Annotated in this window: 20 protein-coding genes; 5 read left to right on the top strand and 15 right to left on the bottom strand. The window is 74.1% G+C overall.

Annotation, left to right across the window (positions count from 1 at the left end; all coding sequences use genetic code 11):
* Positions 1-81: 81 nt before the first annotated feature.
* On the bottom strand, positions 82-2,592 hold the full coding sequence (locus L3X23_RS02065) for a hypothetical protein (RefSeq protein ID WP_237190352.1): 2,511 nt from the start codon (positions 2,590-2,592) through the stop codon (positions 82-84).
* Between the two features lie 209 nt (positions 2,593-2,801).
* Between L3X23_RS02065 and L3X23_RS02060 the strand changes: the two genes are divergently transcribed.
* Positions 2,802-3,329 (top strand): GNAT family N-acetyltransferase, encoded by a 528-nt coding sequence (locus tag L3X23_RS02060; protein ID WP_237190351.1) that lies wholly within the window; start codon positions 2,802-2,804, stop codon positions 3,327-3,329.
* 7 nt (positions 3,330-3,336) lie between these two features.
* Here L3X23_RS02060 and L3X23_RS02055 read toward each other — a convergent pair whose 3' ends face one another.
* On the bottom strand, positions 3,337-4,254 hold the full coding sequence (locus L3X23_RS02055; protein ID WP_237190349.1) for an AraC family transcriptional regulator: 918 nt from the start codon (positions 4,252-4,254) through the stop codon (positions 3,337-3,339).
* Between the two features lie 145 nt (positions 4,255-4,399).
* On the opposite strand from L3X23_RS02055, the gene L3X23_RS02050 reads away from it, so the two are divergent.
* Positions 4,400-4,798, top strand: a complete 399-nt coding sequence (locus tag L3X23_RS02050; protein WP_237190347.1) for an ester cyclase — start codon at positions 4,400-4,402, stop codon at positions 4,796-4,798.
* 8 nt (positions 4,799-4,806) lie between these two features.
* On the opposite strand, the gene L3X23_RS02045 is transcribed toward L3X23_RS02050, so the two are convergent.
* Positions 4,807-5,391, bottom strand: a complete 585-nt coding sequence (locus L3X23_RS02045; protein WP_237190345.1) for a QsdR family transcriptional regulator — start codon at positions 5,389-5,391, stop codon at positions 4,807-4,809.
* A 152-nt stretch (positions 5,392-5,543) separates the two neighbouring features.
* Between L3X23_RS02045 and L3X23_RS02040 the strand changes: the two genes are divergently transcribed.
* A complete protein-coding gene (locus L3X23_RS02040) occupies positions 5,544-6,665 on the top strand; it encodes an alpha/beta fold hydrolase (RefSeq protein WP_237190343.1) in 1,122 nt (373 codons plus the stop codon).
* Between the two features lie 102 nt (positions 6,666-6,767).
* Here L3X23_RS02040 and L3X23_RS02035 read toward each other — a convergent pair whose 3' ends face one another.
* From L3X23_RS02035 to L3X23_RS01980, 12 genes are read right to left on the bottom strand one after another with little or no spacing between them, the layout of a single operon-like run.
* A complete protein-coding gene (locus tag L3X23_RS02035; RefSeq protein WP_237190341.1) occupies positions 6,768-7,937 on the bottom strand; it encodes an amidohydrolase in 1,170 nt (389 codons plus the stop codon).
* The gene (locus L3X23_RS02030) at positions 7,934-8,623 is read right to left on the bottom strand and encodes a helix-turn-helix domain-containing protein (RefSeq protein WP_237190339.1); all 690 of its coding nucleotides are present in this window, start codon (positions 8,621-8,623) and stop codon (positions 7,934-7,936) included. Before L3X23_RS02030 ends, L3X23_RS02035 begins: the two co-directional genes overlap by 4 nt.
* Before the next feature lie 35 nt (positions 8,624-8,658).
* Positions 8,659-9,105, bottom strand: a complete 447-nt coding sequence (locus L3X23_RS02025) for a 2-oxo-4-hydroxy-4-carboxy-5-ureidoimidazoline decarboxylase (protein ID WP_237190338.1) — start codon at positions 9,103-9,105, stop codon at positions 8,659-8,661.
* Entirely contained in the window at positions 9,098-10,381 is a 1,284-nt protein-coding gene (locus L3X23_RS02020) for a hypothetical protein (RefSeq protein WP_237190336.1), read from the bottom strand. The genes L3X23_RS02025 and L3X23_RS02020 overlap by 8 nt, the downstream gene beginning before the upstream one ends.
* The gene (locus L3X23_RS02015; protein ID WP_237190333.1) at positions 10,381-11,787 is read right to left on the bottom strand and encodes a chlorohydrolase family protein; all 1,407 of its coding nucleotides are present in this window, start codon (positions 11,785-11,787) and stop codon (positions 10,381-10,383) included. The genes L3X23_RS02020 and L3X23_RS02015 overlap by 1 nt, the downstream gene beginning before the upstream one ends.
* On the bottom strand, positions 11,784-12,677 hold the full coding sequence (locus L3X23_RS02010; RefSeq protein WP_237190331.1) for a TIM barrel protein: 894 nt from the start codon (positions 12,675-12,677) through the stop codon (positions 11,784-11,786). Before L3X23_RS02010 ends, L3X23_RS02015 begins: the two co-directional genes overlap by 4 nt.
* Positions 12,674-13,735, bottom strand: coding sequence for a sugar phosphate isomerase/epimerase (locus L3X23_RS02005; protein WP_237190330.1), 1,062 nt, complete (start codon positions 13,733-13,735; stop codon positions 12,674-12,676). Before L3X23_RS02005 ends, L3X23_RS02010 begins: the two co-directional genes overlap by 4 nt.
* Complete coding sequence (locus tag L3X23_RS02000) at positions 13,736-14,515, bottom strand: ATP-binding cassette domain-containing protein (protein WP_237190328.1); 780 nt, start codon at positions 14,513-14,515, stop codon at positions 13,736-13,738.
* Positions 14,512-15,474 carry an ABC transporter ATP-binding protein gene (locus L3X23_RS01995; protein WP_237190319.1) on the bottom strand — a complete coding sequence of 321 codons (963 nt, stop codon included), beginning with the start codon at positions 15,472-15,474 and terminating at the stop codon, positions 14,512-14,514. Before L3X23_RS01995 ends, L3X23_RS02000 begins: the two co-directional genes overlap by 4 nt.
* Positions 15,471-16,313, bottom strand: coding sequence for an ABC transporter permease (locus L3X23_RS01990; RefSeq protein ID WP_237190317.1), 843 nt, complete (start codon positions 16,311-16,313; stop codon positions 15,471-15,473). Before L3X23_RS01990 ends, L3X23_RS01995 begins: the two co-directional genes overlap by 4 nt.
* Positions 16,310-17,341: an ABC transporter permease gene (locus L3X23_RS01985; protein ID WP_237190315.1), complete on the bottom strand. Its 1,032-nt coding sequence runs from the start codon at positions 17,339-17,341 to the stop codon at positions 16,310-16,312. The genes L3X23_RS01990 and L3X23_RS01985 overlap by 4 nt, the downstream gene beginning before the upstream one ends.
* A 3-nt stretch (positions 17,342-17,344) precedes the next feature.
* Positions 17,345-18,925: an ABC transporter substrate-binding protein gene (locus L3X23_RS01980; protein WP_237190313.1), complete on the bottom strand. Its 1,581-nt coding sequence runs from the start codon at positions 18,923-18,925 to the stop codon at positions 17,345-17,347.
* A 104-nt stretch (positions 18,926-19,029) separates the two neighbouring features.
* Between L3X23_RS01980 and L3X23_RS01975 the strand changes: the two genes are divergently transcribed.
* Entirely contained in the window at positions 19,030-19,557 is a 528-nt protein-coding gene (locus L3X23_RS01975; protein WP_237190311.1) for a LysR substrate-binding domain-containing protein, read from the top strand.
* A 156-nt stretch (positions 19,558-19,713) separates the two neighbouring features.
* Complete coding sequence (gene thiC, locus L3X23_RS01970) at positions 19,714-21,339, top strand: phosphomethylpyrimidine synthase ThiC (RefSeq protein WP_237190310.1); 1,626 nt, start codon at positions 19,714-19,716, stop codon at positions 21,337-21,339.
* The last annotated feature ends 7 nt before the right edge of the window (positions 21,340-21,346 follow it).

Raw genomic sequence — 21,346 nt, 5'->3', positions numbered from 1 at the left:
CGTGCGACACCTCCACGTCGGGCGACGGGAACTCGGCACACCGGCGGGCCGGCCCGGGAGACCCGGGCCGGCCACCGGTGGTCAGGTCCGGGGAGCCTCCTGGCCCCCGTCGCCGGGAGCGGGGTCCTGGCCGAGCTGGTTCGGCGGGAACCGCAGCGGCGGCAGGCCCTGCAGCGGCGGCTGCGGGGCGTTCCCGACCTCCGCGGGCAGCGGGGCGCCCCGCAGCGGCGCACCGACCGGGGCGAGCGGGTCCGTGGGCCGGAAGGTCTCCGGCTTCGCCAGACCACCGGAGTCGGTCCCGTCGAAGGACTCGGTGCGGTCGCACCCGGCGAGGGTCACCGTGAGCGGCCCGTCCGTCGCGACCCGCAGGTCGGCGTCACAGGTCACGCCGGCCCGGTCGGGGTCGACGGTCACCGACCCCACCCCCGCCGAACGGATCACCAGCGCGTCCTCGGCCGCGGCCGCCGTCGGGCCGCCGGGGTGCCGGAACTCGCGCAGGTAGGGGTTGACCGGGGAGAACGACCCCGCGGTGCTCCCGAGCTCCCGCCGGGCGGGCGACGCCGCCGGGTCGGCGAGGCCCCGACCCTCGGACACGACGTCGATCGTGCCCAGCTCGGGGCCTCGGCTCTCGATGTCGGACAGCCAGTACGCCCGGTCGGCGACCAGCCCGGACCTCGGGTCGTCCATCAGCGGGTTGCGCACGAAGGTCACGTGGTGCGGGTCGACGGCCCGGCCGTCGTGGCCGAACCACTCGGTCGCCTTCTGCCACATGCCGTTCTTGCACATCACCAGGTGCTCGGCCGCGGGCCCGACCCAGCTGTAGAACTCGTAGTCGTAGTCCCCCGCCGCGTAGGCGTCCGCCCGCTCGCGGGTGATGGCGTACGGGATGAAGTCGTCGTTGACCCCGGCCCACTCCATCACCGGCTGGTTGCGGCGGCTGGGCAGCATCGGGGTGAGCTTCGAGCCCGCCTCGTGGACGGTCAGCGTGTCCACCCCGAGCGTGTCGGCGGTCTTGTCCGCCACGCCGTTGAGGCCGGGGAAGGACGGCGCCACGTCGAGCCCGTCGCAGATGAAGGCCTTGCTGAACACGTCCGGGAAGGACAACGCCAGCTTGTTGGCCATGTAGGCCCCCGAGGAGAACCCGCCCATCGCGGTGCGGTCGGCGTCGAGGTCGTAGTGCCGCCGCGCGTCGGCGATCGCCTCGAACACCGCGGCCCCGGACTGGCCGTAGCCCCACTCGTCCTGGCCGCGGCCGTCGACGTCGATCACCATGGTCGGGTCGCCGGGCCGCTGCGCGAACTGCCGGTACAGGTCGCGGTCGCCCGCGACGTCGTCGCCGGGGCGCAGGGCGTAGCCGTTGGTCCACACGATCGACGAGTAGCCGGCCTCCGGTGCCGGCGCCTCCGGCACGTAGACCATGTACCGCTGCAGCCGCCCGGCCAGGTCCGGCACGCAGTCGTCCCGGCACGGCCAGCCGAACGCCAGGCTCGGCCGCCCCTCGCTGCCCGCGCCGGTGCCGGTCTGGATGCCACCCTGCTGCGTGCCGCTGCCCGCGGGGGGCCCGCCGGGGTCGCTCGGCAGCCGCCTGCCCTGCGCGGTCTCGAACCGTGAGGCGAAGATCCGGGTCAGGTAGCCGCTGGTCGGCACGCCGGACTCGTCGTCCGTCCCGGCGGCGAGCTTGCCGAAGTCCACCTCGGCGAAGAACGGCGACAGGTCGCCCGCCGCGATGGCCCGGCGCTGGTCGTTGTCCCGGTACGGAGCCTCGAACGGCTCGTCGAACCGGAAGGCGCTGTCGAAGAACGCGGACGGCCTGGCCTGCCCGACGATCGCGCCCCCGGGGTGCGTCTCGTCCGCGGTGACCTGCGGGACGAGGTAGGCGTCGTGCCCGCGGTCCCACAGACCCGCCGCGGCGGCGACGCGCGCGGTCCCGGTACCGGGGTCCCACGCGGTGTGCGGGACCGTGATCTGCACCTGCCTGCGCTCGAGGTCGACATCGACCTCCGGGCGCTCCGAGAGGGCTGCACCGGTCGCGGCGTCCGTGATGTCGCCCTCGGTCCCGTGCACGGTGACGAACCGCTCGGCGGGCATCACGGTGTTCGCGCCGTGCGGCGCCTCGCGCGGCGTGGCCGAGTCCCCCAGGGCCAGCGTCAGCCCCAGCAGGTCCGGATCGGTCATCGTGTTCATCGTGATCCGGAACGCCGTCGCGTCCGCCTGCGGCTTCATCCGGACCTCGACGATGTCGGCGGCGTTGCGCCGGTAGGCCGGGTCCTCGGGGTAGGTGTAGTTGCGCAGCAGCGTGTCGTTGGGCCAGCGCCACTGCGTGCCGCCGCCCTCGTCGTCGTACACGCAGCCCTGGTGCACGTACTCGCCCTGGCGGTACGCGCTGGTCATGCAGATCCCGATCGGATCGGCTCTCCAGATCCCGGTGTTCTGCAGCTGGGGCGCGTCCACCGCGGGCGCCCGCAGCAACTCCGGACCGGCGGTGTCCGCGGGCGATCCACCCTGGGCCAGCGCCGGTCCCGCCACGAAGGCCCCGGCCGCCAGCGCAACGGTCACGAGAACCGCGACCCCGACCCGCTTGCGAACGATCACGTGGGGCTCACCTCACCCTCCACCGCCCGGCGAACCGCCCGCGCCTCGATGCGCGGGGATCACGGCCGCCGACCGCGACACCCGCCCAACGAGCCGCGCGGCGAAGAGTTACGAAGATTGGGCGTCCGGCGAAAAGATGACACATGAGAGACCCGGCGGGATCCGCGCGGGACACTGATCGGTGCACCCCAGAGGAAGGACCACCGGTCATGCCGGACAGCACCACCCGCGGCGGCGACCCCGGCCCGGTCATCCGCGAGCTGGGGCGCCCCGGCGACCTCGGCTGGATCATCGGCGCCCACGCCGAGCTCTACGCCGAGGAGTTCGGCTGGGACGCCTCCTTCGAGGTCTTCGTCGCACGCATCGTCACCGATTTCGCCGAGGGCCACACCAGCCGCGAACGGGCGTGGATCGCCGAGCTCGCCGGCGAGCGGGTCGGTTGCGTCATGCTGGTCGACGGCGCCCACCGCCCGTCCGGAGTGGAGGGTGAGGCGACGCTGCGGGTCCTGCTGGTGCACCCGCGCGGACGGGGCCACGGGGTGGGGCGCCGACTGGTCCGGACCTGCCTGGACTTCGCCCGCGACCGCGGGTACCGGCGAGTGACACTGTGGACCAACGACATCCTCACCGCCGCCATCGCGATCTACCGCGACCTCGGCTTCGAGCTCGTCGGCGAGGAACCCCACCACAGCTACGGCCAGGACCTGGTCGGCCAGTACTGGGCCCTCGACCTCTGACGGGGCACTAGCCCGCGGCGGCGGCCCGTCGCGCGTCGTCGCGGAACTGGCGCGGCGACATGCCCACGACCCGGCGAAACGCCGTGCTGAACGCGCTCTCCGACTCGTATCCGGTGGTGGAGGCCAGCTCGGAGAGGGAGATCGTGTCGCGGCGGAGCGCGTCACGGGCGAGGCTCATGCGCCACTCGATCAGATACTCCAGAGGAGCGAGACCGACCTTCTTCTTGAAAGTGGCCGCGAAGACGGACCGCGAGAGATGACTGACGGCCGCCAGCTCGCGAAGGGTCCAGCGATGGGACACGTCGGCGTGCATGGCGCGCAGCGCCGCACCGATACCGTCGTGGGCGAGGGCCCCCAGCCACCCGGTGGGCTGCTCGGTCTGCGCGACGTGGGCCCTGAGCACCTGGACGAACAGGATCTGGGCGAGATGGTCCAGGACCAGCGACCGTCCGACCTCCCTGCTCTCGACCTCGATTCCCAGGAGCTCGGTCACGGAGGCGACGTGGCGGATGAGGGGATTCGTGGCCGGCACGTGCACGAGCGGGGGCAGGACCTTCAGCAGGAGTGGAGCGTTGGCGTCGTCGAACCACAGGGATGCCGAACAGACGTAGTTGACCTCGTCGACGGCGGCGCCGATCCGGGCGACGCCGCCGGAGGCCGTCTCGAACAGCTCCCCGGCCGGTCGGGGGGTGGCGGCCTGCGAGCTGCCGAGCACATGGGGGCCGGGTGCGTTCAGGAGATAGAAGTCGCCCTCCTCCAGGTGCAGCGGCTCGTGCCCGTCCACCGCGAGCCGACAGGCGCCGCGGACCGCGCAGCCGATCTCGACGAAGTCGAAGGCGTCGAACCGCACCGCCCACGGTGCGGCGGCATGCAGACCGGGGTGAGCCTCGGTCCGAGGTCGCAGGAGGCCGATCGTGTCGGCCACGGGATCGGACGGCGCCACGGCCGACCCCCCGGACGATCGGTAAGGAAATGCGGACGGCACGTTATGGATCATAGCGACGAGCGGGGGCACGCTGGCGGGACCAGCACGGTGCTGGACCACGCCGGACCACGTCGAACGAGGAACCATGACCGACACCGACCTGCGCGCCTTCTACAGGCGCTACATCGACACGCTCAACGCCCACGACTTCGCCGCCGTTCGCGACTTCCTGGGCGAGGAGCTCACGTACTTCGGCGACAGCGTCACGGCCGACCTGATCGTGTCGGCACTGACCGATCTCGGTGCCACCGTTCCCGACCTGCACTGGGAGATCCTGGACCTGTCCGTGGACGGGGACCACCTGGCCGCACGACTGGTGAACACCGGCACCCCCGTTCGGGAGTGGCTGGAGGTGACACCCTCGGGGGCCTCGTTCGAGATCCAGGAGTTCGCCGTCTACCAGGTCCGTGACGGCCGGTTCGCACACATGACGAACGTCCACGACTCGGACGCCCTGCGCCGACAGTTGGCCCCGTCGGACTGAGGCCGCCCTCATCTCAGCAGGGCACGCAGGACACGGGCGTTCTGGGCGGGGTCGGGGGCGCCGCCGGTGATGGCGGGGGTGTGCACGAACGACTCGACGATGCGCACCGTCGCGTAGGCGAGCTCCGCGGGCTCGAGCTCGACCGTGACCCGCCCGGCGGCGATGTCCTCGGCGAGCATGGTGGCGATCTTGTCGGTGATCCGCGACTGGAACTCGCTGGCGTCCTGGGTCAGGAGCCGGGCGAGCATCTCCGCCTCCGTGGCCTGCAGGTGCCGGATCCCCGGGTGCGCCACGACGTCCGCGGCCCAGCGGCTCAGGATCTCCGCGGTCCAGCTCCGCGCGGGCGCCTCCTGTCGGACGCTCTCGGCGAGCCGGTCGAGCGAGCGCTCGGCGTTGAGCCACAGCACCTCCAGCAGCAGCTGCTCGCGGGTGCCGACCCACCGGTGCAGCGTGACCCGGCTGACGCCCAGCTCGGCCGCGATGGCCTGGATGTCGATCCGGCGGCCCGCCCGGAACCAACGGTGGGCGATCCGCAGCGCGTCGAGCGGGGTCGAGCGGGGTCGAGGGCCGCCGTCGCGGAGCTGCCGCGTCAAGGCACTCCCGCGCACGGAAGCACCGTTCGTCGCTCCCGATCGACCGCTCACCGTCACCTCGTCACCGGGATCGACCCCGCTCGTTCGCTGTTACAGATGCAGCCACGTGCAACATGCTGCACCGCAATGGAGCGAGTGTAACGGAGAACCCCATGTCCACTGTCCGTCGACGAGTCGCCATCCTCGCAGTGACGAGCGCCGCCGTGCTGGCGCCCCTCCTGACGGTCGGCCAGGCAGGCGCGGCGCCGACCGCGCCGATCCCGCCGCTGACGCCCTCACCGTTCCCGGTGGTCGCACCGGCCGACCTCCCGCTGCCGCCGCCGCTGCTCCCGGACGAGACCTTCGCGCCGGTCGACCGGCCGGGGCCCGCGCTCAGCGTGCCCGAGGCCGACCTCGATGCGGCGCTCACCTGCACCGCGAACGCGACCGACGCCGACCGGAACGTCGCACTCTTCGTGCCCGGCACCACCATGACCCCGCAGGTCAACTTCGGGTTCACCTGGTTCTCCGCACTCGACGCCCTCGGGCGGCCCTACTGCTCGGTCACCCTGCCCGACAACGCGATGGGAGACACGCAGACCGCCGCCGAGTACGTCGTGCACGCCATCCGCGAGATCCACCGGATCAGCGGCCACAAGGTCGACGTCCTGGGGCACAGCCAGGGCGGCACCGAGCCGCGGTTCGCCCTGCGCTTCTGGCCCGACCTGCGCCCGATGGTCGACGACTACATCGCCTTCGGCGCCACGAACCACGGCAGCATCCTGATCAACGCCGCGTTGTGCCCGCCCGCGACCGGCTGCGCCCCCGCGCTCTGGCAGCAGACGGCGAACTCCCACTACACCCAGGCGATCAACTCCTACCAGGAGACCTTCCCCGGCATCTCCTACACCCAGATCTACACCCGCACCGACGAGTTCGTGCAGCCCAACCTCGACGACACCGGGACCACCTCGCTGCACGGTGGCGGCGGGGACATCACCAACGTGGCCCTGCAGGACGTCTGCCTCACCGAGGTGGCCTCCGAGCACATCGCGGTCGGCACCTACTCACCCGTCGCCTACGCGCTGGCCATGGACGCCCTCGACCACGACGGCCCGGCCGATCCCGCCCGGATCGACCCCGCCGCCTGCACCGAGGTGTTCATGCCCGGGGTGAACCCGCTGACCTTCGCCACGGACTACGGCGCCGCCATGACCCTCATCGGCACCCAGCTGGCCCTCGCTCCGCGCGTCGCGAGCGAGCCGGAGCTCCGGCCCTACACCCTGGCGGGCTGACCCAGGGCGGGCCGGCGCCCCTCCGCACCCGACCCGGGGTGCCCACCGTCCCAGCGGTTCGGACGGCGAACCGACGGACCCTCGGCGCGCAGTGCCGCGCGCCTACGGTCCCGACCGAGCGACGACCCGCCCACCGTGCACGACCAGTCGTCGTGGTGGCCGGGCGACGACCGCCTCGGCGGGGACGGCGGCGTCGACCAGGACGAGGTCGGCGCGGCACCCGACGTCGAGGCCGTGGTCGGCGAGGCCCAGCACCCGTGCCCCACCCGCGGTGGCGGCGTGCAGGGCGAGGGTGATCTCCGGGTCGCTGCGCAGGGCGGAGCGGGTGGCGAGCTGGTGGGCGCGGTCGAGCATGTCGCCGTCGCCGTAGGGGGCCCAGAGGTCGCGGATGCCGTCGTTGCCCAGGGCCACCGCGGCGCCGGCCGCCGCCATCCGGACCAGCGGCGGGACCGGGCGGTCGTAGACGGCGGCGGTCGCGATCGCGACCCCTGCCTCCGCGAGGAGCTCGACCAGCCGGTCCTGGTCGGCGGCGTCCGCGCCGCAGAAGCCGAAGGCGTGGCTGACGGTCACCCGGCCCGCCATGGTCAGCGCCCTCGTCCGCTCGACGACCAGCTCGACCTGCCAGGTGCCGAGCGTCCCGGTGTCGTGCAGGTGCACGTCCACCCCGCAGCCGTGCCGGGCGGCGATGTCGAAGACGGCGTCGAGCGCGCGGACCGGGTCGCGGTCGTAGCTCGCGGGGTCCAGTCCGCCGACGGTCTCCACGCCGCCCGCGACGGCCCGCTCCATCAGCTCCAGGGTCCCGGGCCGGGCGAGCATGCCGCTCTGCGGGAACGCGACCTGCTCCACGCGCAGCGTGCGCGTGGCCGCCGCCGCGCGCACCGCCTCCACCCCGCGGAGGCCGACCTCCGGGTCGATCGACGTGTGGGTGCGGATCGCCGCCGTACCCCGTTCGACCATCCGGTCCAGCAGCCCGCCGATGGCCTCCACCGAGGGCAGGCCCAGCTCGTCCCGGCGGGCACGCTCGTTGTCGATCCGCTCGGCCAGCGTGGGCCCGGCCGTGTTCGGCACCCACCGGCCCCAGTAGGTCTTGTCGACGTGGCAGTGTGCGTCGACGAACCCCGGCAGCAGCAGCGCGCCGCCGCCGTCCTCGACGGGGACGCCCGGGGCGTCGAGGTCCGGCCCGGTCGCGGCGATCCGCCCGGCCCGGACCAGCACGTCCGTCTCGGGTGCGCCGTGCGGCCGGACCCGGCGCAGCAGCAGGTCCGCGCTCACCGGGCCGCGCCCGCGATCCGTTCGGCCGCGGCGACCACCGCCGGGGCGAAGCGGGCGGTCAGGTCCGCCACGTCCTGCCTGCCGCTGTGCAGCGAGACCGCGACCGCGGCGCTCACCCCCTGCGCCTCGGGCACCGGCGCCGCGACCCCGCGCAGGTCCTCGCCGAGCTCACCGTCGAGCACGCAGTAGCCCGCCGCGCGGATCTCCGGGTACTCCCGGCCGCGGTGCGCGAGCAGCACGCGACCGGCCGCGGTCTCCCGGGCCGGGAACCGGGTGCCGAGGTTGATCCGCACCGAGGTGAGCCGGGGGCTCATCGCGATCGCGACGTAGACGATCTCCTCGCCGTCGAGGATGGCCAGCCCGGCGGTCTCCTGCAGGTCCGCCGACAGCTCCTCGAGCTGGGGCCGGGCGACCTCACGCAGCGGCAGCGTGGACAGGTAGGAGTAGCCGAGCTGGAGCACCCGCGGGGTGAGCCCGAAGGTCTTCCCGTCCGGGGACTCGAGGAACCCGAGGTCGCGGAAGGTGAGCATGAGCCTGCGGGTGGTGGCCCGGGACAGCCCGGTGAGCTCGCCCGCCTCGGTGTAGGTCAGCCGCGGCCGGGTGGCGGTGAACGCCTGCAGGACCGCCATCCCCCGCTCCACGGCGGTGACGAAGTAGGGGGCCTGCTCGCCCTCCGGCTCGGTCATCGGTCCTCCTGCTCGCACACCGTACGTCTGTACGCTCACCGTACCGGCCCGGTGATCATGCGCTCGAGCCGTCCGGCGAGGATCGCGGCGAGCTGCACCCGGATCTCGGACAGCTCGGCGGCCGGGTCCCGCGCGATCCGGGTCCGCAGCGCCGCCAGGACGTCGGCGGCGGACAGCCCGGCGACCCGGATCAGGAAGACGGCGCCGACCCGCTCGCGGTAGAGCGCGTCGAGCCGCGCGATCTCGGCGAGCGTGTCCGGGTCGCCCGCGAGCACCGCGGCCTGCTCACCGCGCGAGAAGCCGTGCTCCGGGGGCAGCCCGATCGGGTCGTGCCGGTTCACGACCTCGCGCAGCCGGTCGTCGTCGAGCCCCGCGACGAACTCGTCGACGGCGGCCCGCGCCGCCTGCGGGGTGTGCGGCGCCCGGGCGGCGAGCAGGGCGACGAAGCCGGGATCGGGACAGGCCGCGGACCAGTCAGGCACGCGCCGCCGCCAGGGTGTCGAGGCAGATCCGCTCCGCCTGCTCCGCGACCAGCAGGCGCGGGTACTCGGGGATCGCGGCGACGGCGGCGTCGAGGGCGAGCCGGACCGCCCGGGCCTCCTCCGGGGTGGTCTCCTCGCCGATGGCCGCCGCCAGCGCGGCGGCCATCGCGTCGGTGGACAGGCTGTCCCACACCCAGCGGATCCGCCCGCCCACCAGGTCCGGAGCCACGCAGCCGGACACGGGCGGGAACTGGTCGACACCGCCGCGCAGGCAGCCGAGGACGTCCCCGGGCATGTGCTTGAGGAAGGCGTACTCCCCCACCAGCGGCTTGAGCGGCGGCACCGCGACCCCGGACTCCTGCGCGACGAGCTCGGCGAGCCCGGTCAGCAGCTCGGTGCGGATCCCGGTGTCCACGCCGTAGAGCACCTCCAGGCTGGTCACCACCTCCTCCAGCGGCGCGAAGCCCGCCCGGTAGGACATCCCGGCGACCGAGACGTCCGGGGAGGCGCCCGCCGTGGCGGCGGCGACCGCACCGGCGGTGGCGAGCCCGAAGTCGTCGTGCACGTGCATGGTCACCGGGACGTCCGCGAGGAGCGCCGCCCGGTAGCGGCGGACGAAGACCCGCATGGCGTCCGGCCCGAGGCTGCTGGTGGAGTCCATGAGGTCCATCCGGGTGGCCCCGAGCCGGATCGCCTCGTTCGACATCTCCACCAGCGTGTCGAAGTCCCGGCGGCCCGCGTGGGCGAAGGTGATCGTGGCCTCGGCGCCGACCTCGGCGAACAGCGCGAACAGCGCGGCGAGCTCCTCGGTCTGGCGCTTCTGCGCGTCCGCGGAGGGAGCGGGCACGATGCCCGGGGAGAAGCGGCGCACGCCCAGTCCGGCGAGCAGCTCCACGGTCTCGCGGGCGGTGACCGGCTGCCGGTGCTCGCCGTCGGAGAGCAGGGTGTCCGCGTACACGGTCACGGCCATCCCGTGGTCGCCGCCCGCGACGGTGCGGACGAGCTCGAGCTCGCGCGGGATCGGCGCCGACCCGCCACCCCAGTTGATGTTGAGGCACTCCTCGCGCACGCCCGCCTCGGCGAGCGCCTCGGCGATCCGGGCGAACCCGGCCATCGAGGTGACCGCGCCCGCCGTGAACAGCGTCTTGCGCAGGGTGCTGTCGATCAGCGCGAACGGCTCCGGCCAGGTGTAGGCCGCCTGGACCTCGGGGTCGAAGTTCACCGGGCTGACCCAGTGGGAGCCCTCGCGGCGGTGCGTGCGGTCGGGGTTGAGCATCAGCGGACCTTTCGGAAGCTCGGCGGGAACAGCCGGTCGGCCGGGCGGGCCTGCGCATCCCGCTCGGAGTACGCGGCGCGCATGCGCGCGAAGAGGGCCTGGGCACGGGCGCGGAGGTCCTCGAGGTCGACGCCGGGGACCCGCCCGTCCCGGGCGACGGTGCGCCCGTCGACCACGGTGAGCACCACGTCGCGGCCGGAGCCGTGCATCAGCAGCGTGCGGACGGGGTCGTCGACCATGCCCACGCGGGGGTCGGCCAGCGAGATCCCGACGAGGTCGGCGCGGGCGCCCACGGCCAGGCGCCCCAGGTCGGGACGGCGCAGGGCGGCGGCCCCGCCGAGCGTGGCGGCCCGCAGGTAGTCCGCGGCCGATCCCGCGTCCAGCCTGCCGTCGACCCATTTGGCCAGGTTGCCGCCGGTGTCCATGCCGCGCACCAGGTCCGGTGGGAACGAGTCGGTGCCCAGCGCGATCGTCAGGCCCGCCGCGCGGTAGCGGTCGAAGGAGTTCAGCACGCCGCCGTAGCGCGCCGAGGTGAGCGGGCAGTGCACGATCGCGACGCCCGCCAGCTCGGCCAGCGCCGCGGCCGAGGGCGGCGTGCGCGGCCCGTCCTCCAGGAACAGCCCGTGCGGCACCAGCAGGTGGGTGTCGAGCAGCCCGGCCTCGCGCAGCGCCGCGACCGGGGAGCGGCCGAGCAGCCTGCGCTCGTGCGCGCCCTGCAGCGCGTGGATGCGGATCGGCACGCCGCGCTCGGCTCCGACCTTCGCGGTGGCGGCGAGCAGCGCGGGGCTCACCGTCTCGATCCGGCACGGGAGCAGCGCACCCCGGATCCGCGGGTCGCCGAGGGCCTCGACGTCGTCGAGGAAGGCCACCGCCCCGGCGAACCCGCGCTCCCCCTCGGCCTCGTCCCAGACCACGTCGGGCCCGGTGACCGGCACCCCGGAGCGGTAGCTGGGCCCCAGGTAGGCGCGGATCCCGAGGCGCTGCGCCACGGCGGCCATGTCCTGCATGTCCTCCCGGGTCTCCGCCCACGCGCTGTGCGTCTCCGCGGCGATCGGCATCGCCGTGGTGATCCCGTGCAGCAGCAGCTGGACCAGCCCGAACTCGCGGATCACCGCGCGCTCGGCCCGGGTGAACACGTCCCGCCTGCGCGGCACGTACTCCCGGGACCAGCGAAGGTCCCGGCCGGACCAGGAGTCGAGGATCGCGTGGTCGAGGTCGGTCACGGCGTCGAGGTCGACGAAGCCGGGCAGCAGCAGCGCGTCGCCCAGGTCCTCCCCCGGGCCGGGGCGCCGCGGGCCGACGTAGGTGATCACACCGTCGGCGTGGGCCACCTCCCCGTCGGTGATCAGCACGTGGTCGCCGGACTCGTACCCCAGCACGTGCCGGGCGCGCAGGACCCCGCTCATGCCGCGGCCAGCCGGTCGGCGAGGCTCGGCGGCTCCCGGTCCGGGCCCGCCCACCCGGCCGTCCGCGCGAGGTCCAGGGCGGTGGCGGGCTGCGCCGCCAGCCACCGGGCGTCGAACGCCGGCATGGCCGGCTCGGCGCGGTGCAGGTCCACGCGCCGCGGCTCGTCCGCGAGCGCGGCGTCGATCCCCGCCCAGTCCACCACTCCGGTCCCGAGCAGGGCCGCCCTGCGGACGAACCCGCGCGGGGTCCGGGCGATCCGGGCGTCGTCGACGTGGACGGTGGCCACGGCCCCGGCCACCCGGCGGGCCGCGGCGACCGGGTCCTCCAGCCGGACGAGCACGTTGACCGGGTCGAACCCGATCGCGACGACGTCCGGGCCGACCTCCTCGACGAGCCGCACCACCTCCTCGGTGGTGACCTCCTCGTGGGTCTTCACGACGAGCCGGGCGCCCGCGTCCCGGAGCACGCCCGCGAGCAGCCGGAACAGCACGGCGGTGGCGCGCAGCTGCTCCGACCATGGCAGCACCGGGTCGAACCGGTCGCTCTCCGGGCCCAGGACCACGGCGAGCTCGCGGGTCCCGAGCACCGCCGCCGCGGCGAGCACCCGCGCCAGCCCGCGGGCGAGGTCGCCGTCCTGGGTCAGCGCGGCGGCCCGGTCGAGGTGGTGGGCGGCGAGGAACCCGCCGCCCACGGTGAACGACACGCCGTGCTCCGCACCGGCGGCCGCCAGCTCGGCCAGCTCGCCGTGGTCGAGGGTCGGGGAGGCGGCGTGCACCGAGGGGAGGTGCACGCCGCCGAACCCCAGCCGCGCCGCCACCGCGGCGGACGCGGCGGGCCCGGGGGCACCCGGGAGATCGCGGAGACAGATGCCCGCGCGGCCGGTCCTCACAGCCCGGCCTTCTCGCACACCGCCCGCAGATGGTCGGCGCTGCGCCCGATGTAGTCGACCGTCTCGGTGAACCCGAAGGGCCGGGCGGCGTAGGCCGCCCAGTCCGGCAGCTCGCCCGCGGCGATCCGCTCGTCGTAGCGCTGCACCATCTCCAGGTACGCCGCGAGCTCCTCGACCGACAGGTCCGGGTGCCCGGCGAGGAACTCCGGGTCGTAAGCCTCGACGAGCATCCGCCGCCGGGGACGGGGGGCGTCGGTGAGCGACTGGTCGTTCTCGATGGTCAGGTGCAGGTCCGGGTTGGCCGCGGCCAGGATCGGCACGATCTCGGCGAAGTCCACGACCCCCTCGCCGCAGGGCCGCATCTGGTAGAGCAGCCCGCCGTCGCCGTGCACGATGGCCGCGTCCTTGATGTGGCTCTGCCGCACGTAGGGCGCGACGCGGCGGGCGGCCCGCACCGGGTGCTCCAGGCGCTGCAGCACGTTCGCGGTGTCGAACACGATGCCCGTCACGTCCGGGCCCACCGCCTCGACGAGCCGGACCAGCTCGAACGAGGTGATCTCCTCGTGCGTCTCCAGGTTGAGGTGGATCCCCAGGTCGCGAGCGATCGGGGCGAGCACGTGCAGGAACCGCTCGGTGGCGGCGAGCTGCTCGGCCCAGGTCACGTCCGTGCGGAAGCGGTCGTAGGCGAGCCTGCCGGTGAAGGCCGGCTTGTAGTTCGCGGTGGCGACCCACAGCTCGCGGCAGCCGATCTGCGCGCACGCCTCCATCATCCGGCGGAAGCCCCGCACGATGTCGCCGTCGCCGATCGCGCGCAGCTCGGGCGCCTCCGGGGTGGCGTACGGGTTGACCTTGCCCAGCCCGGTCTCCAGGTACATCCCCAGCTCGTCGGCGCGCTGTCGGATCGCGCCCAGCTCGCCAGGGTCCAGGGTGGGGCTCATGTCCAGCACGGTGCGGAAGAACAGTCCGGCCAGCCCCAGCTCGTGGGCGTGGTCCAGGCTCCCCACCGGGCCGCGGGCGTCGGCCTCGGGGATCTTGCGGCCGTCGACTCCGATGCGCATCTACGCGGTCCTCTCGTACGGGCCCGGGTCGGGCACGGGCACCGCGTCGAGCAGTGCCCGGGTGTAGGGGTGGTGGGGGGTGGCGAGCACCTGCTCGCGGGGGCCGTCCTCGACGATCCGGCCGTCGTGGATCACCGCGACCCGCGGGCACAGGTGCCCGACGACGGCGAGGTCGTGCGCCACGAACAGCAGTGCCAGGCCGAGCTCGGCCCGCATCGCGGCGAGCACGTTGACCACCTGGGCCTGCACGGACACGTCGAGCGCGGAGACCGGCTCGTCGCAGACCAGCAGCCGGGGCCGGACGGCGAGCGCGCGGGCGATGGCGATCCGCTGCCGCTGCCCGCCGGAGAACGAGGCCGGGTACCGGCCCCCGTCCTTCGGGTCCAGGCCGACCATGGCCAGGAGCTCGGCGACCCGCTCGCGGCGCGCGGCGGCGGTGGGTTCGAGGCGGTGCACCAGGATCCCCTCGCCCACCAGCTGCTCCACGGTCATCCGCGGGTTGAGGCTGGCGTGCGGGTCCTGGAACACCATCTGGACGTCCCGGCGCAGGAACCGCAGCCGCTGCTCCGGCAGCCGGGTGACGTCCCGGCCGTCGAAGGTGATCGTGCCGGTGTCCGGCCGCTCCAGCCGCATCACGCACTTGAGCAGCGTGGACTTGCCCGAGCCGGACTCCCCGACGAGCCCGACGGCCTCGCCGTCGCCCACGTCGAGGTCCACGTCGGACAGGGCGGCGACCCGCCCGTAGCGGCGTCCGACGCCGCGCAGCTCCAGCAGGCTCACGACTCCTCCAGCAGGTGGCAGGCGGCGACCCCGGTCCACGCGGGGACCTCGGTCGCGCAGCGGTCCAGGGCGACGGGGCAGCGCGGGTGGAAGGCGCAGCCGCCGGGCCGGGCCGCGGGTGAGGGCGGGGCGCCCGGGATGGGTTCGAGCCGCTCACCGAGGCGGTCCACCCGCGGCACCGCGCGCAGCAGCCCCGCGGTGTAGGGGTGCGCGGGTGCCGCGTAGAGCGGGCGGATCGGCTGTGCCTCGACCGCGCGGCCCGCGTACATCACGACCACCCGCTCGGCGAACCCCGCGACGACGCCGAGGTCGTGGGTGATCAGCAGGACGCCGAGCCCACGCTCGGCGCACACGGTGTCTAGCAGCCGCAGCACCTGCGCCTGCACCCGGACGTCCAGGGCGGTGGTCGGCTCGTCCGCCACCAGCACCTCCGGCTCGCCGATCAGCGCCATCGCCAGCACCACGCGCTGGCGCATGCCGCCGGAGAACTCGTGCGGGTAGGCGCGCATCCGCTCGGCGGCCCGGTCCACGCCGAGGTCGTCCAGCAGGGCGCGGGCCCGCTCGTGGGCCTCGCGGCGGCGCAGCCCGCGCAGCCGCAGCGGCTCCGCGACCTGCTCGCCGATGGTCTGCAGCGGGTCCAGCGCGCCCATCGGGTCCTGGAAGACCATCCCGACCCGCCGCCCGCGCACGGCGCTCATCTCCTTGTCCGACAGCGCGAGCAGGTCGGTGCCGCCGAGCCGCACGGACCCGCCGAGGCGCAGCCCGCGGTCCAGCCGCAGCAGCGCCCGCGCGGTCACGGACTTGCCCGAGCCGGACTCGCCGACCAGCGCCACGCGCTCGCCCGCCCGCAGGCTCAGGTCCACGCCGTCGACGAGCCGGACGTCCCCGGCGTCCACGGTGAGCCCGCGGACCGCCAGCAGTGCGGTGTCCACTCCGGTCTCCTCCAGCAGCGCGGTCATCGGTTCCCCCTCTGCCTGCGGACCTGTAGCGCGTCCCCGAACAGGCCGAACACGGTGGCCGTCAGCGCGATGGCGAGGCCGGGGAACAGCGCGCACCACCACGCGGTGGCGATCGAGCCCTTCCCCGCGGCGACCATCGCGCCCCACTCGGCGGCGGGCGGCTGCGCGCCGACCCCGATGAAGGACAGCCCGGCCAGCACCAGCACGGTGACGCCGATGTCCCCCGCCCACTTCACGACGAGCACGTCGAGTGAGTTGGGCAGGACGTGGCGCAGCATCAGCCGGGTCCGGGACACCCCGAGCAGCCGGGCCCCGTCGACGAACGCGGACGTGGAGGTGGTCCGGACGATCCCGCGCAGCAGCCGCGCGGTCATCGGCCAGCCCGCGATGACCATCGCGATCACCGCGCTGCGCAGGCTCGGGCCGAGCGCGGCCGCGAAGCCCAGCGCGACGACCATCCCGGGCACCGCCAACACGACGTCGGTGAGCCGCATCAGGATCTCGTCGACCCAGCGCCCGCCGACCGCGGCGAGCAGGGCGACCGCAGTGCCGATCGTGGCGTAGCAGGCCACCACGAGCACCGCCGAGAGCAGGGTGTCCCGGCTGCCGGCGACCACCCGCCAGGCCACGTCGCGGCCCTGGTCGTCCGTGCCGAACCAGTGTGCGGCGCTCGGCGGTTGCAGCGCGTGGAGGATGTCGGAGCGGAACGCCGAGGCCGGCGCCACGAGCGGCCCGACGACGGCCACCGCGGCGATCAGCACCACGAGACCGACCACGACGGCGTCGAAGCCGGGGAGGCGGACCGCCCGCGGCAGCCGCAGCGGCACGGCGGCGGTCACGCCGGCACCGCCTGCAGCTGCGCGGACCGGATGCGCGGGTCGCGCACCATCTGGACGATGTCGACCACCAGGTTCACCCCCACCACGACCGAGCCGAGCACGACGACGCAGCCGAGGACGGCCGGGAGGTCGCGCTGGTCGACCGCGTTCTGCAGGTAGGCGCCGACCCCGGACAGCCCGAAGATCGACTCGACGAGGACGGCGGAGGCCAGCAGGATCCCGGCCTCCAGGCCGGTCAGGGTCAGCAGCGGCCCGGCCGCGTTGGGCAGGGCGTGGCGGCGCAGCAGCCGCCCGGTCGGCACGCCCTTGGCCGTGGCGACGAGGACGTGCTCGCGGGACAACACCGACACCAGCTCGGCCCGCAGCACCCGGAACAGCTGGGCGGCGACGGGCACCGCCAGGCAGGCCGCGGGGAGCAGCAGGTGCTGCAGGCCGTCGTAGAAGGCGTAGCCGTTGCCCGCGATCAGGCTGTCCACCAGGGTCATCCCGGTGACCCGCGGGACCTCCAGGTCCACCGAGAGCCGCCCGGAGATCGGCAGCAGCCGCAGCTGCGCGCCGAGCACCCACTGCAGCAGCAGGGCCAGCCAGAAGGTAGGTAGCCCGGCCAAGACGATCACCGCGATCCGGCTCGCCCCGTCCGCGGCACCGCCCCGACGGGCAGCGGCCACGGTGGCCAGCGGGACCGCGACGAGCAGCGCCAGGACCAGCGCGAACAGCGCCAGCTCGAGCGTGCCGGGCAGGACCGTCGCGATGTCGGTGGCGACGGGCTGGCGGGTCGCGGTCGACGTGCCGAGGTCGCCGTGGGCCAGCCGGGCGAGGAAGCGCCCGAACTGGACGATCCACGGGTCGTCGAGACCCAGCGTGGCGCGCATCGCGGCGACCTGCTCGGGCGTGGCGCCCTCACCCGCGGCGACCTGTGCCTCGTCGCCCGGGATCACCTTGAGCATGGCGAACACGATCGCGGCGAGCCCGAGCACGCTGAGCACGGCGGTGGCGAGCCTGCGGACGAGGTACCGGGCCGGGCCCATGCCTCAGCCCACCCGCAGGTCGGGGATCCAGGGAGCCGACCCGACCACGGCCGGGTGCACGCCGGACACTCGGGTGGTGTGCCCGAACGGCTTCTGCAGCGTGTACATCGGCAGCGTGACGGCGTCCGCGTCGATCCGCGTCTGCGCCTGGGCGTAGAGCGTGCAGGCCTGGGCCTCGTCCGCGGTGCCGATCGCCTCGTTCAGCAGGGCGTCCACCTGCGGGTTCGCGTAGCCCGAGCGGTTGGTGCCGGTGGCGGTGGACAGGAACTGCTTGGTCAGCATGTCGCCGGGCACCGGCAGCTGGGCGAAGTCCTCGAGCAGCATCATCTGCGGGATCCGGCTCCGGTCGCCGAGGCGCGCCAGGTAGTCCGGGAAGGCGATGGGCTCGAGGTTGAGGGTGATCCCGATCTCGGCGAGATCGGACTGCAGCAGCGTGGCCTCCTGCTGCCACACCGAGTTGGTGGGCTGGAAGTTCATCGTCAGCGTGGTGCCCGTGAGCCCGTTGTCGGCGACCAGCGCCCGCGCGGCGTCCAGGTTGCGGGACACGGTGGGCAGCTGCGGGCGGCACCCCATCGTGGTCGGCAGCGGCCCCGAGGCGAGCTCGCCGCCGCCACCGCGGATCCCGGTCAGGCCGCCCTGGTAGTCGTAGGCGAGCCGGATCGCCTGGCGCAGCGCCGGGTTCGTGGTGGGGCCGGTGACCATGTTGAACACCACGACCGACTCGGTGCGGACCGGCACGGTCTGCACCGCGACGCCTTCGGCGCCGTCGAGCGTCTTCGCGTCCGGCGCGGTGAGGGATGCGGCGACGTCGACGGTGCCCGCGCGCAGCTCGTCCCGCTGCGTGGCGCTCTCGGTGATCAGCCGGTAGACCAGCCGCTCGGGCCGGGCGGCGTCGAACTCCCAGTAGGAGTCGTTGCGCGCCACGGTGATCGTGTCGCCCTGGCGGGCGGCGTCGAGCCGATACGGTCCGCTGCCCGCGTCGTTGCCCGAGAGCCAGGCCTGGGCGTCGTCCGTACCCGCGTTCGCCGTGACGAGGGCGGAGTTGAGGACGTAGACCTGGCTGAGGCCGCCGAGGAAGCGGGAGTCCGGCTTCGTGAGCCGGATCGTGAGGTCGGCGTCGGAGGTGACCTCGGTGCCCGCGTAGTTGGCCAGGTAGCTCGCCACACCGACGCCGAGCCGCTTGTAGCGGTCGAGGCTGTAGGCCACGTCCTTCGCGGTGACCGGAGTGCCATCGTGGAAGGCCACGCCGCTGCGCAGGTGGATCGCGACCGAGGTCGCGTCCGCCGCCGGGGTGGCGGTCTCGGCGAGCCGCCCGACGACCCGGTTGTCCGCGTCGTAGGTCACCAGGGTGTCGTAGAGCCCCTGCATGACCAGATTGCCCTGCTGGTAGTCCGCGCGGACCGGGTCCAGCGAGTTGATCTTGTTGTTGTAGGCGACGACGACCGGCCCGCCGCCGCCCGCCGATCCCGCCGATCCCGCCGTCGACGCACCGCCCGCGGTGCAGGCGCCTGCGAGCGCCGCGACCGCCACGGCACCCGCCGCCCACCGGAGGACCCCTGCGGCCCTCGCTCGCTTACCCAGCATCGTGTCGCCCTTCTCGGTGACTATGTACGCCTGACGTACATCTGCACGTATCGCGTACCGGGAAGGTAAGTGGGGGCTCAGGCCGCGGTCAACGGCTCCGGCAAGTGGTAACCAGCAGGAAACACAGCCCTGCCGCAGCGACCACCACCCGGACGGGGCGGATCCCGGGCGCACCGGGCGACGGGTCGCCGGTCGCGTGGGAGGAGGACGTCGGCACCGCCCACACCCTCGCCGCCGAGCAGGCGTTCGAGGGCCTCACCGCCGCCGACCTCGCCTTTCCGGCAAGCCGGCTCAGCGCCCGCCGCACCCTGCGCCTGGCCGACCTGCGCGAGGAGACCCTCGTGATCAACGTGATCTCGGGGACCACCTCCCCCGATCTCTGGGAGGCGGGGCGGGGGCCGCGCCGGTCGGTCCAGGTGCACAACGTCGACGAGTGGCTCGAGGCGATCGCCGCGGGCCGCGGCGTCGGGCTCACCCCCGCCTCGACCGGGCGGCTCTACCGGCACCCACAGGTCCGGTACCGGCGGATCGTGGACGCGCCCCCGGTGCCCCTGCTGCTCGCCTGGCCACGCACGGCGCCGCACCCGCTGGCGATCGAGTTCGTCGCGATCGCCGAGCGCCGCCCCCGCTGAGTGGGCCGTCGCCACGCCGCGCGCCGGGCCGACATGCCCTAGGGTCGGGTCCGCACCGAACGAAGCGGGAGCTCGTCGCGACGGGCTGAGAGGGCGGAGCGCGTCCGCCGACCGCGGAACCGGCCGGGTAATGCCGGCCAGGGAGGACGTCCGTCCGTGTCTTCATCTCCTGCCGCCCCCGTCACGGCTGCGGTCACCACCGGTCCGATCACCGGCTCGGTCAAGGCCTACCTCGACGGTCCCGACGGCCAACGGGTCCCGGTCCGCCGGATCCGGCTGTCCACCGGGGAGCACCACGACTCGTACGACACCTCCGGTCCCTACACCGACCCGACCGTGCAGGTCGACGTGCGCCGCGGGCTGCCCGCGCGGCGCACACCCGGGGACCGGGGCACGACCCAGCTGACCGAGGCCCGCGCGGGCCGCACCACCCCCGAGATGCGGTTCGTCGCGCTCCGCGAGGGGGTCGACGCCGAGGTGGTGCGGGCCGAGGTCGCCCGCGGTCGCGCGGTGATCCCGGCCAACCGCCGCCACCCGGAGTCCGAGCCGATGGTCATCGGCCGGAGGTTCCTGGTGAAGGTCAACGCCAACATCGGCAACTCCGCGGTGACCTCGTCCGTCGAGGAGGAGGTCGAGAAGATGGTGTGGGCCACCCGCTGGGGCGCCGACACCGTCATGGACCTCTCCACCGGCCGGGACATCCACGAGACGCGGGAGTGGATCCTGCGCAACTCCCCCGTCCCGATCGGGACGGTGCCGATCTACCAGGCGCTGGAGAAGGTCGGCGGCGATCCGGCGCGGCTGTCCTGGGAGCTCTACCGCGACACCGTGATCGAGCAGTGCGAGCAGGGCGTGGACTACATGACCGTGCACGCCGGCGTGCTGCTGCGGTACGTGCCGCTCACCGCCCGACGGGTCACCGGCATCGTCTCCCGCGGCGGGGCGATCATGGCTGCCTGGTGCCTGGCGCACCACCGGGAGTCGTTCCTGTACACGCACTTCGCCGAGCTCTGCGCGATCCTGCGGGAGTACGACGTCACCTTCTCCCTCGGCGACGGGCTGCGCCCCGGGTCCATCGCCGACGCCAACGACGAGGCCCAGCTGGCCGAGCTGCGCACCCTCGGCGAGCTCGTCGGGGTGGCCCGCGAGCACGGCGTGCAGGTGATGGTCGAGGGCCCCGGGCACGTGCCGATGGACAAGATCGACGAGAACGTCCGGCTCGAGGAGGAGTGGTGCGACGAGGCACCCTTCTACACCCTCGGCCCGCTGGCCACGGACATCGCACCGGGCTACGACCACATCACCTCGGCCATCGGCGCCGCCCAGATCGCCCGCCGCGGCACCGCGATGCTCTGCTACGTCACGCCCAAGGAGCACCTCGGGCTGCCGGACCGGGACGACGTCAAGACCGGGGTGATCACCTACAAGATCGCCGCGCACGCCGCCGACCTCGCCAAGGGGCACCCGCACGCCCAGGCCCGCGACGACGCGCTCTCCCGCGCCCGGTTCGAGTTCCGCTGGCGGGACCAGTTCGCGCTCTCGCTCGACCCGGACACCGCCCAGGCCATGCACGACGAGACGCTCCCGGCCGAGCCCGCGAAGACCGCCCACTTCTGCTCGATGTGCGGGCCGAAGTTCTGCTCGATGCGGATCACCCAGGACGTCCGGGCGTACGCCGAGGAACACGGGCTGACCAGCCAGGAGGCGATCGAGGCCGGGATGGCGCAGGAGGCGACCCGCTTCCGGGAGGGGGACGGCACGCTCTACCTCCCCCTCGCCTGACACCCGC

Source organism: Pseudonocardia sp. WMMC193, from assembly GCF_021728735.1.
GTDB lineage: Bacteria > Actinomycetota > Actinomycetes > Mycobacteriales > Pseudonocardiaceae > Pseudonocardia > Pseudonocardia oroxyli.
The sequence above is the reverse complement of the archived record's forward strand: the minus strand, read 5'-3'. Positions and strand labels throughout refer to the sequence as shown.